Source organism: Ohtaekwangia kribbensis (genome assembly GCF_042676245.1).
Lineage (GTDB): Bacteria > Bacteroidota > Bacteroidia > Cytophagales > Cyclobacteriaceae > Ohtaekwangia > Ohtaekwangia kribbensis.
The window spans coordinates 24,677-39,554 of the sequence record NZ_JBHTKA010000016.1 but is presented as its reverse complement, the minus strand read 5'-3'; the positions used below and the strand labels follow the sequence as shown (position 1 = coordinate 39,554).

14 protein-coding genes are annotated in these 14,878 nt (G+C 43.7%); 8 read left to right on the top strand and 6 right to left on the bottom strand.

Going from position 1 to position 14,878, the window contains the following annotated elements; genetic code table 11:
• The first annotated feature begins 41 nt into the window (after nucleotides 1–41).
• The 6 genes from ACFQ21_RS28780 (at nucleotide 42) to ACFQ21_RS28755 (ending at nucleotide 5,160) form a co-directional block, all read left to right on the top strand.
• The gene (locus tag ACFQ21_RS28780; protein WP_377585980.1) at nucleotides 42–1,139 is read left to right on the top strand and encodes an adenylate/guanylate cyclase domain-containing protein; all 1,098 of its coding nucleotides are present in this window, start codon (nucleotides 42–44) and stop codon (nucleotides 1,137–1,139) included.
• 172 nt (nucleotides 1,140–1,311) lie between these two features.
• Nucleotides 1,312–2,361, top strand: a complete 1,050-nt coding sequence (locus ACFQ21_RS28775; protein WP_377585977.1) for a sensor histidine kinase — start codon at nucleotides 1,312–1,314, stop codon at nucleotides 2,359–2,361.
• A complete protein-coding gene (locus ACFQ21_RS28770; protein WP_377585974.1) occupies nucleotides 2,358–3,056 on the top strand; it encodes a LytR/AlgR family response regulator transcription factor in 699 nt (232 codons plus the stop codon). The genes ACFQ21_RS28775 and ACFQ21_RS28770 overlap by 4 nt, the downstream gene beginning before the upstream one ends.
• Before the next feature lie 82 nt (nucleotides 3,057–3,138).
• Nucleotides 3,139–3,717, top strand: a complete 579-nt coding sequence (locus ACFQ21_RS28765) for a Crp/Fnr family transcriptional regulator (RefSeq protein ID WP_377585971.1) — start codon at nucleotides 3,139–3,141, stop codon at nucleotides 3,715–3,717.
• Nucleotides 3,718–3,799: 82 nt separating this feature from the next.
• Nucleotides 3,800–4,690 (top strand): MBL fold metallo-hydrolase, encoded by an 891-nt coding sequence (locus ACFQ21_RS28760; protein WP_377585968.1) that lies wholly within the window; start codon nucleotides 3,800–3,802, stop codon nucleotides 4,688–4,690.
• Nucleotides 4,691–4,698: 8 nt separating this feature from the next.
• Nucleotides 4,699–5,160, top strand: a complete 462-nt coding sequence (locus tag ACFQ21_RS28755) for a nuclear transport factor 2 family protein (protein ID WP_377585965.1) — start codon at nucleotides 4,699–4,701, stop codon at nucleotides 5,158–5,160.
• A gap of 107 nt (nucleotides 5,161–5,267) precedes the next feature.
• On the opposite strand, the gene ACFQ21_RS28750 is transcribed toward ACFQ21_RS28755, so the two are convergent.
• From ACFQ21_RS28750 to ACFQ21_RS28740, 3 genes are all read right to left on the bottom strand, one after another.
• The gene (locus ACFQ21_RS28750) at nucleotides 5,268–6,635 is read right to left on the bottom strand and encodes a jacalin-like lectin (protein WP_377585962.1); all 1,368 of its coding nucleotides are present in this window, start codon (nucleotides 6,633–6,635) and stop codon (nucleotides 5,268–5,270) included.
• Between the two features lie 33 nt (nucleotides 6,636–6,668).
• Nucleotides 6,669–7,628, bottom strand: coding sequence for a purple acid phosphatase family protein (locus ACFQ21_RS28745; RefSeq protein WP_377585959.1), 960 nt, complete (start codon nucleotides 7,626–7,628; stop codon nucleotides 6,669–6,671).
• Nucleotides 7,629–7,829: 201 nt separating this feature from the next.
• The gene (locus tag ACFQ21_RS28740) at nucleotides 7,830–8,444 is read right to left on the bottom strand and encodes a YceI family protein (RefSeq protein WP_377585955.1); all 615 of its coding nucleotides are present in this window, start codon (nucleotides 8,442–8,444) and stop codon (nucleotides 7,830–7,832) included.
• 489 nt (nucleotides 8,445–8,933) lie between these two features.
• Here ACFQ21_RS28740 and ACFQ21_RS28735 point away from each other — a divergent pair, with 489 nt between their 5' ends.
• The gene (locus tag ACFQ21_RS28735) at nucleotides 8,934–10,169 is read left to right on the top strand and encodes a sterol desaturase family protein (protein ID WP_377585952.1); all 1,236 of its coding nucleotides are present in this window, start codon (nucleotides 8,934–8,936) and stop codon (nucleotides 10,167–10,169) included.
• Here the strand turns inward: ACFQ21_RS28735 and ACFQ21_RS28730 are convergent, their stop codons facing one another.
• The 3 genes from ACFQ21_RS28730 to ACFQ21_RS28720 form a co-directional block, all read right to left on the bottom strand.
• A complete protein-coding gene (locus ACFQ21_RS28730; protein ID WP_377585949.1) occupies nucleotides 10,170–10,643 on the bottom strand; it encodes a hypothetical protein in 474 nt (157 codons plus the stop codon). It lies immediately after the preceding gene.
• Between the two features lie 13 nt (nucleotides 10,644–10,656).
• Nucleotides 10,657–12,654 carry a glycoside hydrolase family 97 protein gene (locus ACFQ21_RS28725; RefSeq protein ID WP_377585946.1) on the bottom strand — a complete coding sequence of 666 codons (1,998 nt, stop codon included), beginning with the start codon at nucleotides 12,652–12,654 and terminating at the stop codon, nucleotides 10,657–10,659.
• A gap of 224 nt (nucleotides 12,655–12,878) precedes the next feature.
• The gene (locus ACFQ21_RS28720; protein WP_377585944.1) at nucleotides 12,879–14,492 is read right to left on the bottom strand and encodes a DUF6377 domain-containing protein; all 1,614 of its coding nucleotides are present in this window, start codon (nucleotides 14,490–14,492) and stop codon (nucleotides 12,879–12,881) included.
• 144 nt (nucleotides 14,493–14,636) lie between these two features.
• On the opposite strand from ACFQ21_RS28720, the gene ACFQ21_RS28715 reads away from it, so the two are divergent.
• Nucleotides 14,637–14,876, top strand: coding sequence for a hypothetical protein (locus ACFQ21_RS28715; RefSeq protein ID WP_377585941.1), 240 nt, complete (start codon nucleotides 14,637–14,639; stop codon nucleotides 14,874–14,876).
• Nucleotides 14,877–14,878: the final 2 nt, after the last annotated feature.

The following is a 14,878-nucleotide window of genomic DNA, read 5'->3' as shown; positions in this document are numbered from 1 at the left end:
AGTAAATCTTTACCATTCAGTTTCGCTATGTATAGCCGCTTATGAAAAAGAAATCCGGCAAAATAACAGAAGTCATTGCACTGATGGCAGTATATATAGGAGGGTTAATACTTTTCAGAATACTGAATGAACTCGGCAGTGATACATCCATGATGGAAAATCTGCCTGAAGGCATGGTTAACCTGACTATTGCACTCGCAGGTATAGTTACCGGTGCCGGCATGGCATTTATAGAATTCAACGTGTTGCCCCGCATAGCACACTTACCCGGTCGCCACTATACAGTATTGCGCTTTCTTATCACAACAACTACTGTTATCTGTGGTATTGCATTCGTACAAACGCTGTTCGCCAAAGTATATTTTGGAAAATCCTGGGCGGATACACTTATCGATACAGGCAGATTTCTTCAAACCGGTATATTCTGGTCGAGCTTTATATACCTCATGTTGTTCAGTATCATCCTGAGTCTGTTCAAAGTAGTTCATTACCATATCGGGCCGGGTACAATGCTTAACTTCATATCGGGTAAGTATCGTATTCCGCAAGAGGAAGATCGCATCTTTTTGTTCATCGACCTCAAATCATCCACTACTATAGCCGAACAACTCGGCCACGCACGCTACAGTCGTTTCCTCAATACATGTTTTAATGATCTGGCAGAAGTGATCAAGCTTCACCAGGCAGAGATATACCAGTTTGTGGGCGATGAAGCTGTGCTCACCTGGCGCACCGACACTGACAATAAAAACGCGAAGTGCATAAAACTTTTTTACGATTTCAAAAAGCGGCTTGCCCAAAACCGCGAGCTATACCTTGAAAAATTCGGCATCTTCCCTGAGTTTAAAGCTGCCGCACATACCGGTATGGTGTCAGCATCGGAAGCACAGGGAGGCAAACGTGAATTGCTATACCATGGCGATGTGCTCAATACCTGTGCACGCATACTGGAGTTATGCAGCCGCTATAAAAAAGAACTGCTACTATCCGAAAGTGTTGCCGACTGGATACGCCAATCGCCCAACTATACCATTCAACACGTAGAAGAGTGCATACTGCGCGGCAAAGAAGAATATACTTCCGTTTTCGAAGTGTTTGAAGCACGAACAACAGCCGTAGACGTGCCATTCGGTATCTAGCATATTATTTCCCAACCACAATTCCGTTTTTCGACACAAAAGCGTTCTACACCGCAATTGTTGGAAATTATTCCATCGTCATGCTAAGTTTGAGAAGGATTGGCATTTATAAACCATTCCTTTTTATGATTTTTATATACCGGGGCATCCGTTCACGTCACACACCATGTTCATGAGCGCACGCAAGTATCTTTGGTGGCATATCATCGGCTGTATCATCTTCCTGATACTCCCTATATTTCTTTTCCCGCATCCCCCGGAAGAGAAGGATTTTATTTTCTCGCGCCCTACGCAGCGCGACTTCATCGGAAATACCATCATGTTGCTTTTCTTCTACCTCAACTTCTTTGTACTCATCCCTCAGTTTTATTTCCAGAAGAAATATATCCTCTACGCTATTTTTATTGTCGCGGGTTTTCTCGTAATCACCTTGCTCCCTTCTTTCGTAACGGGTCACAACCCGTTTGATAAACACGTTGCGTTGGCGCTTCCACCTGTTAACGGACCAGCCGATCCGTTACCCAAACCACAAGGGTTTACATTTATAGAAGAAATCAGACACCATATATTTCTCTATGTAGCCGTTATACTCTTTTCAGTTTTGTTACGTGTACGAAGCAGGTTGTTCAATACGGAAATAGCCCGCAACCATGCGGAGTTACTTTCACTCAAGGCGCAGATCAATCCGCATTTCCTGTTCAACACGATGAACAATATATATGCGATGGCCGTACGCGAAAAATCAGCTGCTACCGCCAGCAGCATTCTGAAGCTTTCCGGCATGATGCGTTATATTGTAACCGAAACAAGCAACGGTCGCGTATCACTCGAAAAAGAAATCAGCTACATTAACGACTACATTGATCTGCAAAAGATGCGATTGGACAAGCGTGTGCAACTGTCCTGTAAAGTAACCGGTACATTAACCAATCAAACCATCGCTCCACTCCTGCTCATCCCGTTCATTGAAAATGCATTTAAACACGGAGTTAATCCTGACGAAGAATCATCCATCAACATTCAGATCGAAATAGAAGAGCAAAGCCTGAAACTTACTGTAGAGAACAACAAAGTAAAAGTAGCGCTCGATCCGCACATGAAGAGCGGCCACGGCATTGAGAATACAAAATCAAGGCTGCAGCTATTGTATCCTTCGCAGCACTTCCTAATTTTAAATGATGATGAAAAATACTTTCGCGTACAACTAACGATTCACCTGTGATAAAGGCCATTGCTATCGATGATGAACCGCTTCCGCTGGAAATACTGGAAGCCTATTGCAGCAACGTAAGTTTTTTGAAACTGGAAAAGACTTTCACGCAAACCGGTGAAGGAAAAAAGTATTTACAAAAACATCCCATCGATCTCATCTTCCTCGATATACACATGCCTGCGATATCGGGTATTGATTTCTATAAAGATATAGAGCAGGATATGATGGTGATCTTTACCACGGCACACAGCGAGTATGCCATTGAAGGCTTTAACCTGAGCGCAGTCGATTACCTGTTGAAACCCTATTCGCAGGAACGCTTTGAAGTTGCCGTAAACAAAGCGAACGAGTACTATAATTTTCTGAACCAGAAAGAAAGTCGCGAACAGAAACACATCTTTATCCGCGCAGAATATAGCCTCGTAAAAATTGCAACCGCAGATATATTCTTCATTGAAGGGCTGGCCGATTACCTGAAGATCCATTTACAGAACGGCAAAACCATACTAACACGCATGACGATGAAAACCATGCTGTCTAAGCTTTCTCCGAAAGAATTTATACGCGTGCATCGTTCCTATATCATTCCTTTCAAATTAATAACGGGTGTACGAAATAAAATTATAACATTGGGAAGCAACCAGGAGATACCCATCGGAGCAAGCTTTGAAGAGGGATTCTTCGAAGCATTTAAGCGGGAGTAGAAAATCTATATGCGTACGTTGGTCTGAAAAGTATATACCTGACTCTTTTTGAGATTCGAAATAGTTCACGGATATTTAACCAATGATCGAATCGCTGAAGGAAAATATAGCCAAACACATTTCGATTTCCAATAAAGAACTTGACGATTTCTGCCGGCTGTTCAAAATAAGGTCGGTTAAGAAGAAAGATCATCTTCTGAGAGAGGGAGAAGTATGCAATTTCGAAGGGTTTGTCTCGAACGGACTTTTCCGTATTTATCATGTAGACTATAATGGTTTTGAGCAGATACTATATTTCGCTACCACTGACTGGTGGATTACAGATATCGACAGCTTTACTAATGAGAAGCCATCCATGCTATCGATAGAAGCGTTGGAGGACAGTGAAGTTTGTCTCATCAGTAAATCAGACAAGGATTTTGCCTACGAACATTATCCTAAAATTGAAAGGCTTTTCCGGATCATGACGCAAAAGACACACGTTTCGCTCCAGAGACGGATGATCGATAATTTAAGTAAGACCGCTGATGAACGTTACCTGGATTTCATCGATAAATACCCGCATCACAAACGGCTGTCCAACCGACTCATTGCCGGTTACCTGGGCATCAGCCATGAGTTTGTAAGTAAAATCAGAAAGAAACTGTCTCAAGGGAAGTAGCCTTGTTGAATTTTGTTGAACTTGTTCAATGCTTTGTGGGTGTTGATAGAAATAGCTTTGCCTATTGTTTAATCACAGCGCGATGAATGGACTAGTAGCAAGCTTATTTCTAACAATCTCAATTTTATTTAGTATGGAAGGACAGGCACAAAGCTTCAGAAAAATTGAAGCAGGAAAATTAACCCTCGATGTATTCAATGCATCCGAAAACAGTTTTGGAGTGGCTTCCGTAGTTGTCTCCGGAAAATCCAACGCAGTATTGATCGATGCACAATTTACGTTAGCCGATGCTGAAACTGTAGCGCAGCACATCAAGCAGTCTGGCAGGAAATTAACGACTATCTATGTTAGTCATGGCGATCCGGATTTTTACTTCGGTCTTGAAGTTTTCAAGAGACACTTTCCTGACGTAACAGTATATGCTACGCCTGCAACGATCGATCACATCAAAGCAACCGCGCAGAAAAAGCTGGACGTATGGGGAGGTAAACTTGGTAAAGCCATTACATCAAATATAGTTTTACCACAGGTACTTCAGGGTAATACCCTTGATATAGAAGGTGAAAAACTGGAAGTTATCGGACTGGACCAGTTCCCTTCCAGAACTTTTGTTTGGATACCATCTGCCAAAGCTGTTGTGGGTGGTATAAATGTATTCGGAAATACATTTAACCTGTGGATGGCTGACGCTCAAACCACAGAAGCCCGTAACAACTGGATAACTGTTCTGGACAAGATCGCTTCACTGAATCCTGAAATTGTAATGCCGGCACACGCTAAAGCAGATGCAGCGTTTACGATCGCTTCAGTAAAACACACCAAAGAATACATTCAATACTATGAAGAAGCGTTGAAGACCAATAAAACTTCAGAAGCATTGATCAAGGCAATTAAAGCGCACTATCCTTCACTAACGTTCGAAATTGCCTTACAGATCGGAGCAAAAGTAAATACAGGTGAAATGAAATGGTAGTATGCACCATGAGGTATATATTCATCATCTGCCTGGGAGCACTAACCCTGTTGCCAGGTTGCAAATCAAACAACCATCGTATGAATAACCTGGAGATTGTAAAAAGTACCTACGAAGGCAAGACATCTGAAGAAAACGGTAAGAACCTGGAACGGTACCTGGCAGCAGATGCTACGTGGACAGAAGCAAAAGGCTTTCCGTATAGCGGTACATATACCGGCTTAGAGGAAATCAGCAAAAATGTATTTCATCGCCTGGCCACCGAATGGATCGGGTACAAATTTACTCCCGAAGGCTATATAGCAGATGGAGACCAGGTTGCTGCCTATGGAACCTATACTGGTATTAACAAGAATACGAATAAATCGTTCGAGGCACGTGTAGTACATCTCTGGAAATTAACCGCTGGAAAGATTGTATCATTTGAGCAATTCGTAGACAGTCAGCCGGTAAATGATGCTATGAAATAAATACCTGCAGCAATATGCTCTGTACCTGTCAAAAAATTTAAACAAGTATCATAGACAAAAAGCCGGCACTATAAATATAGTTGCCGGCTTTTTCAATCCAGGTATACCTAGTTAGCAGTATATATAATTCCGAGTTTATCAACTTCATCACCGGAGTTTCCAAAGAAGCCGGTAACGCGCCAGCCTGTCGCAGCGGTATAGGTTACTGAGGAACTGGTCTGCGAACCCGTAGCTATACTTCTTCCCTGGTTGGTACGCAACTCAATATAGAATATACGCGTACGACCATCTTTTTGACCGGAGCATAATTTTACGGATTGAACATACTCGCCAGCATTCAGTGTAAGCGTTTTTTCGGTGCCGCCGGTACCACCGTGTTGCAGTAGTGTACCGGTTGTTAATTGAACACCCACCTGGTCTACACGCGAACCACCGCGTATAATAAATTTACTCGCCACCGAAGTGGTTGCAAGTTGTGCGAGATCATTGAACGGTGTGCCATGCGGACCACCAAACAAATCGCTCAACAAAAAGCCACTCTTGAGTGACCACGAAAAATTGGTAAGCAACGGATAATGATCAGAAAGCGGTTGGTTATCGTCCGTTACAAAATCCGGATCATCCAGTTGATAATATGTGGGTGTGAAGTCTATAAATTTACTATCGCGATAAAAGATCTTGTCCACTACTTCACAAGGGTTGGTCATGTTCGGAAATTCACATACCAGTGCCGGACTTCCCATAGCAGGTATATTTCCATTGCGCACCAGTTGTATCCAGGTATCAGTAAGACCGTTGTTTGTTATCAATTCACGAACGTTATCTTCCGCACGTGTATATCGGCAGTTGAGATCGCCCATTACGATAACAGCATTGCCAGTCGAGTTCTGTGTTATAAATTGTGAGAGTTGAGTAATGTTCGCACGTCTTGCGGCAAGGTCGGCTGTAGCTGTACCGGCATTCGGATGCGCGTTGTAGAAATCTACATATATACCTTCATCAATCCGTATACGGCTGAATGTAAAACCTTTGGGTGTGAGACAGTCTGTACCGTTGCAGTTATTCCATTTAACCCGCTGAAAATCGGTATAGGGAAACTTGGACAACGTGTTGAGCCCGTCACCAAAAGGTACACCGCCACTGGTGGGTGTGCGGTAGGCATGGTTGTCGTTGGCATACAAGGCAGCGTGGTAATTAAAGTCTTCCTGTACATGTACTATATCATAGTCGCGAATGCGTAGTCCCATCTCTGGCGTATTCGCTTCAGGATTCGAGCTTGACAATCCTTCGGGTAATCCGGCAACGTTGTACGTCAGTACGGAGAAAGAACCCGATGATGCCGCTCTCGCTGATGCAGCTATACCGGTTGTCTCATCGCTTACCGGTTCGTCCGTTACCTGCGGTTTAATAACTTCATGATCGCAACCAGCCAATGCTACCAGCGCGGCCAGCAAAAACGTTTTTTTGATTTTCATTTTTAAATATGGTTAGTGGAAATGGTGTAGTCACTATCGCTTTATCTCGGTGCTATAGAGCACGGCACCAGTATATTCAATTACCTGCACCACCATCTTATCGCGCGTAACACTAAACACCATGAAACCATACTGCGATGCGGCAAATTTACTTTCGGGCAACTTTCCAACCTGGGTAGCTTCTGACGCAGCTCCCGATACAAAATGATGCGTAACTCCCGCTGGAACGATATGTTGTAAGCTGTGGTCGTGTCCGGCTATATAAGCATGTACTTTATACTTCTCCAGTATACTTTTCAGAGAACCCCGTGTAGCACGGGTATCGTAACTGTTTCTGCGCTTGTCGCTGCCGGTATACATCGGGTGATGCCCTACAACAATCTTCCATTTGATATTGGGCGATGGATTGGACAATACTTTATCGAGCCATTTCTTCTGCGCAGTAGTATCCTGTGAACGTACATTCGGTCCATACTCTGCATTGCTATAAAATTCGCGGATCAGCGGGTTGGTATCAATAAAGGCAATGAGTACCTGGTTCGTTGTATCACCATTGATGGCGAATCGCTTCTCGTAATAACGCGCGGGCATCTTCCACCGGCGGCTTATCTTCGTATAGGCTACCTGCGCATCCGGATTGGATTTATAGTCGTGGTTGCCCAGCACCGGGTACCAATCCCACTGCAACGAGAACGCAGTATATATATCTTCGAACGAATATTTCCATAAGGGATCGAACTCGCTGATCACACCGCTCGGGTAAAAATTATCACCCGTTGAAATTATAAAGTCAACACCCAGGGTTGCAGCAGATTTACCCATTTGTTCAGCCACAGGCTTCTGGTGATCTTCGCCATTTCTGCCCCAGTCGCCCATCACCAGGAAGTTCAGCGCATCATGATCTACTTTCAGTTTAGGCTGCGCAACAGCAATCTTCAAACCAGCAAAAGCCATCATAAGCATTATGGCAAGCACGCGGTAATTTTTCTGCATAGATATATAGTAAGGTTGGTTCAAAAGTAGATATACATTGAATCGCGAAAAACATGTTACGAAGTATATTACAAAGACTTCATAACAAGATAACTTGCCAGCGTGGCTAAAATTATTAAGGAACTTAACCTATATATCCCTAAAATAAAAAAAGGAAATGCAAAAAATGCATTTCCTTTTTTAGTATGGTCTTAATCTTTCTTAAACGCCAGCCTGTGCTGCAGCCACGAGGTTCAAATCAAGTTCAAACTCATTTGATATAGCCTTGTTACCCAGGTTATCGAAGAAGCTTGATGAACCATAGCGGATATCATATTTAGTACGATCTACTACGATCTTTGCAGTAGCCGTAAGTTTCTTGCCGTCATTCTTGATAGTGGCAGGGAACTCGATATCATTGGTTATACCTTTAATAGTAAGTTTACCTTTTACCAGGTACTCGTCACCTGCTTTTGGAGTAATCGATGAGATCTCGAAAGTTGCTTTTGGATATTTAGCAACGTTGAAGAAATCTTCATTCTTCAGGTGACCAACCAGTTTAGCATTGGAGCCTTCATCTTTCAGATCGGTTACTGTAAGCGATGACAGGTCGATTTCAAATGTACCTTGTTTGATCTGCTTGCCTTCAACAGTAAGTTCTCCGGCAGTAAGCGGAACATTACCTGTATGTTGTCCGGTAACTTTCTTACCAGTCCAGGCCAGTGTGCTGGCTTTTGTGTCTACTTTAAACTTTACGGGTGCGGGCTTTGTAAATGCCAACAACGCGAATACGGCAAAAACCGCTACCGATGCTCTGAGCAATGAATTGTTTTTCATGATACTTAAGAATTTAACTTTATGATTAAAATAATGGGTTCTACGTTATTTTATAATTCTTCTCCGACAAGCCTTCCTGTTGAAAGTATAAATGGTTGCCATAGGAGACTAAATAAACCGGTGTAATATTGATTGATTTCGCTGGCAATCCGATTCACCCTGCAGATCATTAACAAATAATTAACAACCTATACATCCACAGGCCTCCGTTGTTTGCGCATACATTCATAGTCCGGTATATGGCCCTTTCTGCCAATAATTGTACCAAAACACAACCGCATCACCCGGTAGTTCCTGTGGACTCGTTTTTCTTTTTCAGCGGTCAAATTAAAAATGATTTACCAAAACTCTATAGAATTAATATACTTTTATTATTTTTGAGGCATTCCACCGAAATAATTTCCTGAGGTTATCCGGCAATGGCAACGCATTGCTATAGATTATTATTTATCCCATCAGGATATAGAACAACCTTGATTGTATATTTCTATGGATACACAACTCAACCTGGCAGCGTTTATCATTCCTGCTTTTTTCATCTTCTTAGCACTTGAATATCTGCTCGCAGTTAAAAAAGGCAAAGACCAACTCTTCACGTACGAAGACACGGTCTCCAACATTACCATTGGTATAGCAGAAAGACTGTTGAACTTATTCATCACCGGAAGTTTCTACGGATTATATTACTATATATATGAGCATTACGCGCTGCTCAAAATACCGTACGGATGGCCCGTGTGGGTAGCCTTGCTGCTGGCCACCGACCTGATCTGGTACTGGTATCACCGCCTCGGCCACGAAATCAATATTATGTGGGGTGCTCACATTGTGCATCACCACAGTGAGACTTTTAACTATACCGTATCGGCACGCATCACTACATTACAGGCCATTGTCCGGAATGTATTCTGGTGTATACTTCCGTTCATCGGTTTTCACCCGGCCATGGTCATCGCTATACTGGTTATCCATGGCACGTATTCATTCTTTACGCACACACAACTGATCGGGAAATTAGGATGGCTGGAAAATATACTCATAACTCCCTCCCATCACCGTGTACACCATGCATCCAATGAAAAATACCTGAACAAGAATTATGGAGACATCTTTGTGTTTTGGGACAAGCTCTTCGGCACATTTCAGAAGGAGGAAGAAGAGCCGGTATACGGACTCACCCATCCCTTAAAACGCCACAGCTTTCTGTGGCAACATTTTCATTATTATGCCGAACTGGCTGAGGCCTGTCGCAGAAGCGGAAATATATATCAGTCCATGCGTATACTGCTGGGGAAACCGGAAGACCTGGATCAGGATATCCGAAAAGACCTGGAGGACACCTGGCTGCCGGAAAGGAAAAGCTTCCGGTCTACACTGCGTTTTAAACTATATCTTAACCTGCAACTGGTCGCAACGGTAATCGCTTTATTTCTGTTTACATTATTCTTCAACGAGCTCAGTGGTGTGGAAGCTACGTTCATTTCCATCCTCATCCTGATCACGCTTATTAACTGTGGTGCCTTGCTGGAACAACAGCAATGGATATACTACCTTGAAATTGTAAGGTTGCTCGTTACCTGCGGCTATATCAGCTACCTGGGCGAGAGCTTTGGTTTCTTCTGCATCAGCATGATAACGGTGCTCATCATTACTACGATGAACGGATCGGAACGCATGTACTTACGCTTCGTCTATAGCTCCGATGCTGACTTTGAAGAGCAGTAATTACGCTATAGTTTCCACCAGTTCAATGCGCGAGTTGCCGGCAATAGAGTAACTCTGCAACCGGGGGTTGCCGCTATATTTCAAAATAGCTTTGTCCTGCAGGTTGGCACGACTTATCACTTTGGTGGGGCCTACAATCGTCTGGGAGTTGTCGCGTAATGAAACGCAGCACACCTCCTTGCTGGTAAGTTTGCTGAAGTCAAGCGTGCAATCGCCTTTAACAAGGTGTATAATAATTTTCCTGCACACGCCGTGAAAGCGGATCGAGCCCGTGCCGATAATGGTAAACTCTACATTCTTCTTTGAGTAGATCATCCCGGAAAGATCAAAAACACCTTTGGCTGTAAATTCAACATCGCCAAAGTTTCCGATCAGCAACGAATCATTCTTATGCTCGCCATCAAACTCTATCTTGCGCGCCTTTACAATAGTTTTCACGGCCGTAGTGGTGTTGTGCATCATATTCCGTTCCATATATACTTCTTGTTTATTTTACTTCTGCAAAACGAATGGCTGTTCCCCCGCCTTTGGCCAGTGTCAGCTTCAGCACCGTGCCAGCGTCTACCGGCTGCGTTGTAATATCAATCGGCAACGGGTTGGTGGTTACATCGGCATCTCTGCCATCCTGGTATATTTCGGCTTTGTATTTTTTGCCTTTCGGCAGAAAGTCAAGTTTAATGCTAAGCGTGCGGGCTTCTTCATTGGTAATACTGCCCAGGTACCAATCGTTACTGTTCCGGTCTTTGCGTACAGTGGTTACATACTCACCGATCTTTGCATCGGGTATTAAAGTATATTCCCAATCGGTGGGTACATCTTCAATAAATTTGAAGGCAGGATTACCTTCGTAGTTCTGTGGCAGATCGGCCGCCATATGCATCGGACTATAGATCACGACATATAGCGCGAGTTGCTTCGCCAGCGTAGTGTGTACCCGAAATGCACCTTCGGTTTTAAACTGGATGTCAAATATACCCGGTGTATAATCGAGTGGCCCGCCGAGGCAGCGTGTAAAGGGTAGTATCGTTGTATGCGCAGGTGGGTTGCCCGTACTCCATGCTTCGTACTCCGTACCTCTTGCGCCTTCACGCGTCATCATGTTCGGGTACGTTCTGCGAAGGCCGGTATCTTTTACAGGTTCGTGTACATCGAGCATTACTTTATAGCGTGCGGCTGTTTCCATTACCTTGTGATAGTGTCGCACCATAAACTGTCCCTGGTGATGTTCTCCCGCGGGGCGTCTGTTTACATAGCCTGTCTTCAGACGGTGTATATCATACTTCGCACAAAACTTGAAAGCATCTTCCAGTTGTCGTTCGTAGTTTGCTACGTTTCCACCGGTCTCATGATGTGAGATCAATCCTATATTTCGTTCACGCGCATAGTTACTGATCGCTTCTATATCATAATCCGGGTAAGGCTTGGTAAAGTTGAAATTACCATCGGCAGTCCAATCACCTTCCCAGCCTTCGTTCCATCCTTCTGCTAGCACTGCGGAGAGTTTATGCTTGCTGGCGAAGTCAATCATGGTCTTCATATTTTCAGTCGTGGCACCGTGATGCAGGCCACCTTCCCACGTATGTGTTTTAATGTGCATGCCCCACCATATACCATTATACTTACCGGGCTTTATCCACGATACATCGCTCAGTATATTCGGTTCGTTGAGATTCAGAATCAGGTGTGATGTTACCAGGTCACCGGGTTTACTGCCAATCTGCAACGTACGCCACGGTGTTTTCATCGGAGCTGTGGCTACTACTTTATCACCATTCGCCCACGGCACAAGGTCACACTTCAGCGTTTGACTGTTTGTGTTCACCAGTGTCATCGCGGCATAATCAACCAGTGCAGCTTCGTGAATGCTCAGGTATATATTGCTCCCCTCGAACGTTATAGGCGTATGAACTTTATCTTCCAGTTCGCTTACTTTATTTTTTCGGAAGAGACATTCTGAATCCATGTCTTCGCTATAGGCGGGGATCCACCATGCGTCCAGGTTGTGCGCGAAAGTAAATTCCGTGAGCTCGTCTATGATCACGAAATCTTTCAGGTTGGGTTGCTGCGGTATCTCGTAGCGAAAACCCACCCCATCATTATATACCCGGAACGCCAGCACGAGCTTGCGTTTCAGTGCGGTTTGCTCCTCCAGGGTTACTACCAGACTATTATACTGGTTGCGAATGGACTTCACTTCTCCCCAGGGCTGTGTCCAGGTTTCGTCAAACGATGTGCGTTTTGCGTCTGCTAAGTTAAAATCTTTGGTAAGCGCTGGTTGATCTTTTAGTATAAAACCCAGCTTGGAATCCGCGATCAGCGTCTGGCCATTCCGTTGTATCGTGTAGACCGGGGCACCGTTGTCTTTCAGGGTAAGTCGTACGGTAATCGATTTATCAGGAGAGCTTACCTCCAGCGGCTTTTCCTTTCCGCACACAGCAACGGGAATGGTAACAAGAATGGTAAACAGAACAGCGAGTGCCTTCATCAGGATAGGGTTTAAGAGCGTTTGCTATTGCATACTATCGATGGCTATATTTTCTGCTATCGATTGTGTAACAAAGCAAGCATGTTACCCCCTGAAGGAGAATTTATCCACTAAAAATATAAATGTTTTTAAGGGTTATATACCATCAACTTTCTAGCATTCAAGAAGTTGTATTTTGCATGATATCCGGAAAATATAAATGGATTGTAAACCGAAGCGGGTTATTAAAGTGCTTTTATCTCCATGATTTTCTGTTCAAAGTCTTCATTGGCCACACTGGATTTACTCTTGATGCGCGCCTTGTAATTGTAAATGGTGTTGATGGAGTAATCGAGTATCTTCGCAATCTTTTCCGTGTCATGAATGCCCATGCGGATAAGTGCGAAGATACGAAGCTCGGTATTCAGCAACTGTCCTTCTTTTAAAACGATGCGATCTTCTTCTTTAAAGAACGAGTTGAAGGTTGTAACAAAGTCCGGGAACAATTTCAAAAAGACTTTATCGAAACTGAGGTATAATTCTTCGCGCTCCTTTTTCAGGTTTATGTTGTTCACCACGTAACGAATGTCATCATACTTCTTCGTCATCAGCTTGGTATCGATCGCCTGTTTGAAGGCCTGTATCTTTACCAGGTATTCTGAATTTATATTGAAGTAATAACCGATATACTCTTCCTTGATTTTGTTGGCTTCCATAAGGCGATTGTTCACTTCTTTCAGCAACGCATTGGCCTCCTGTAAATTTGCATTCGCATTGGTAATGTGCTCTTCTGCCTGCTTCAATTTGCGGAACTGCTTATAGATAATAACAGCAGACGTTATCGTGATAAGTGAAAGGATGGTGATAACAACAGCATACGTGATGAGCAGTTTACGTTGATGCTCTACCGTGTTAAGCTTATGCCCTTCGATGATGGGGAAGATCGCAGCGACCTGAATCTTACGATGGCGTGCACCGTAAAAGTTGGCATCGTCCATCGCTACTTTCACATATTCGTACGCGCGCAGTACATCACCTTTCTTATAGAGCAGCTCGGCAAGATTGAGAATAGCCAGTGTTTCTTTTGTAGACGAACGAACATCTGCGGCAGACGCTGTAATCAGCATCAGGATTGCATCGTCAGTTTTACCAGTCTGCAGGTAAATATAGCCTTGTGTACTGGCCGCGATGGCAAGTTCGGCATCGGTGAGTCCGGGGCGGTTGAGAACTTTTTCAAGGTCAGTGGTTGCTTCGGTGTATGCTTGTTTCCGCAGGTGCTTTTGCGCCTGCAACGAGTAAAACGCACCTGAATTCTCTTTACAAAATTGCAATGCAGAATCTATATAGTGATTGCCCAGCCTGGTATACAATTCCGTAAAATACCGGTCACGGTTAAAATCCACCAGGTCATAATACGTGCGCGCCATGAGTGCGTAAAATTCAACGCGCTGGCTATCCGCCAGAACAAAACGATTAACGGTGTGGAGCGAATCCAACGCTTCGTTAAACATACCGGAAGAAACGAGGATGAATCCCAGCTTTACTTTGGCGAACGCAATTTTGGAAGCATCGTGCGAGCGATATGCTTCGTCCTGTAACTTGCGCGCATAGGTAAAAGCAGAATCGTAAATAAAGGTTTTATACTCTTCGTATAATTTGAAATATATAGTATACCGGTTTGCCGGCACTGCATCTTTCAATTCGCTCTTGAGAAGGGCAATGCGTTCATTCTTTTTATTTACATATTCCTGACGATTCGCCACCACGCCATCCAGCGTACGCAACGGCTTTTCGATTTCGGTATCTGCAAAAACAAACGAAACGGCGAACAAAAATACCAGTATACAAACCAAACGCATAAGTTGAACACTCCGGGTAAAGCGCATTAAAATACAAATTTTATGCTGCTATTCTTGGTTATCAATACAATGCCGGCAGCAAGTGTTGTTCTCCGGGCAGGATTTTGTTAAAAAAGATATCAGGTACTCACATCGTTATCGATTATGGAAGCCATTGCAACACGCTCCAAAAAGGGTGTAAAGAAACGGAGTTCAACGCCACGTGTGAAGACGCAGAAAAAAGAAGTTGAAAAAGACCTGGCCGAAAATTACAACCAGTTCAAGGAATTTGAAGGCCACCAATATACTGGCATGAAAGTCGGGCGAAGCCATAAGTGGTATTATGATAAAGGCGAATGGAGAGAAAGCAAAATAACCTGTGGGAGATCTCGTATGCAATGCTAAAA

What these genes read in the sequence shown, in the direction of transcription:
- ACFQ21_RS28755 (WP_377585965.1), top strand. Translation starts at nt 4,699, where the DNA reads ATGAGGTATATATTCATCATCTGCCTGGGAGCACTAACCCTGTTGCCA.
- ACFQ21_RS28745 (WP_377585959.1), bottom strand. Translation starts at nt 7,628, where the DNA reads ATGCAGAAAAATTACCGCGTGCTTGCCATAATGCTTATGATGGCTTTT.
- ACFQ21_RS28735 (WP_377585952.1), top strand. Translation starts at nt 8,934, where the DNA reads ATGGATACACAACTCAACCTGGCAGCGTTTATCATTCCTGCTTTTTTC.
- ACFQ21_RS28765 (WP_377585971.1), top strand. Translation starts at nt 3,139, where the DNA reads ATGATCGAATCGCTGAAGGAAAATATAGCCAAACACATTTCGATTTCC.
- ACFQ21_RS28760 (WP_377585968.1), top strand. Translation starts at nt 3,800, where the DNA reads ATGAATGGACTAGTAGCAAGCTTATTTCTAACAATCTCAATTTTATTT.
- ACFQ21_RS28775 (WP_377585977.1), top strand. Translation starts at nt 1,312, where the DNA reads ATGAGCGCACGCAAGTATCTTTGGTGGCATATCATCGGCTGTATCATC.
- ACFQ21_RS28740 (WP_377585955.1), bottom strand. Translation starts at nt 8,444, where the DNA reads ATGAAAAACAATTCATTGCTCAGAGCATCGGTAGCGGTTTTTGCCGTA.
- ACFQ21_RS28730 (WP_377585949.1), bottom strand. Translation starts at nt 10,643, where the DNA reads ATGGAACGGAATATGATGCACAACACCACTACGGCCGTGAAAACTATT.
- ACFQ21_RS28750 (WP_377585962.1), bottom strand. Translation starts at nt 6,635, where the DNA reads ATGAAAATCAAAAAAACGTTTTTGCTGGCCGCGCTGGTAGCATTGGCT.
- ACFQ21_RS28720 (WP_377585944.1), bottom strand. Translation starts at nt 14,492, where the DNA reads ATGCGTTTGGTTTGTATACTGGTATTTTTGTTCGCCGTTTCGTTTGTT.
- ACFQ21_RS28780 (WP_377585980.1), top strand. Translation starts at nt 42, where the DNA reads ATGAAAAAGAAATCCGGCAAAATAACAGAAGTCATTGCACTGATGGCA.
- ACFQ21_RS28725 (WP_377585946.1), bottom strand. Translation starts at nt 12,654, where the DNA reads ATGAAGGCACTCGCTGTTCTGTTTACCATTCTTGTTACCATTCCCGTT.
- ACFQ21_RS28715 (WP_377585941.1), top strand. Translation starts at nt 14,637, where the DNA reads ATGGAAGCCATTGCAACACGCTCCAAAAAGGGTGTAAAGAAACGGAGT.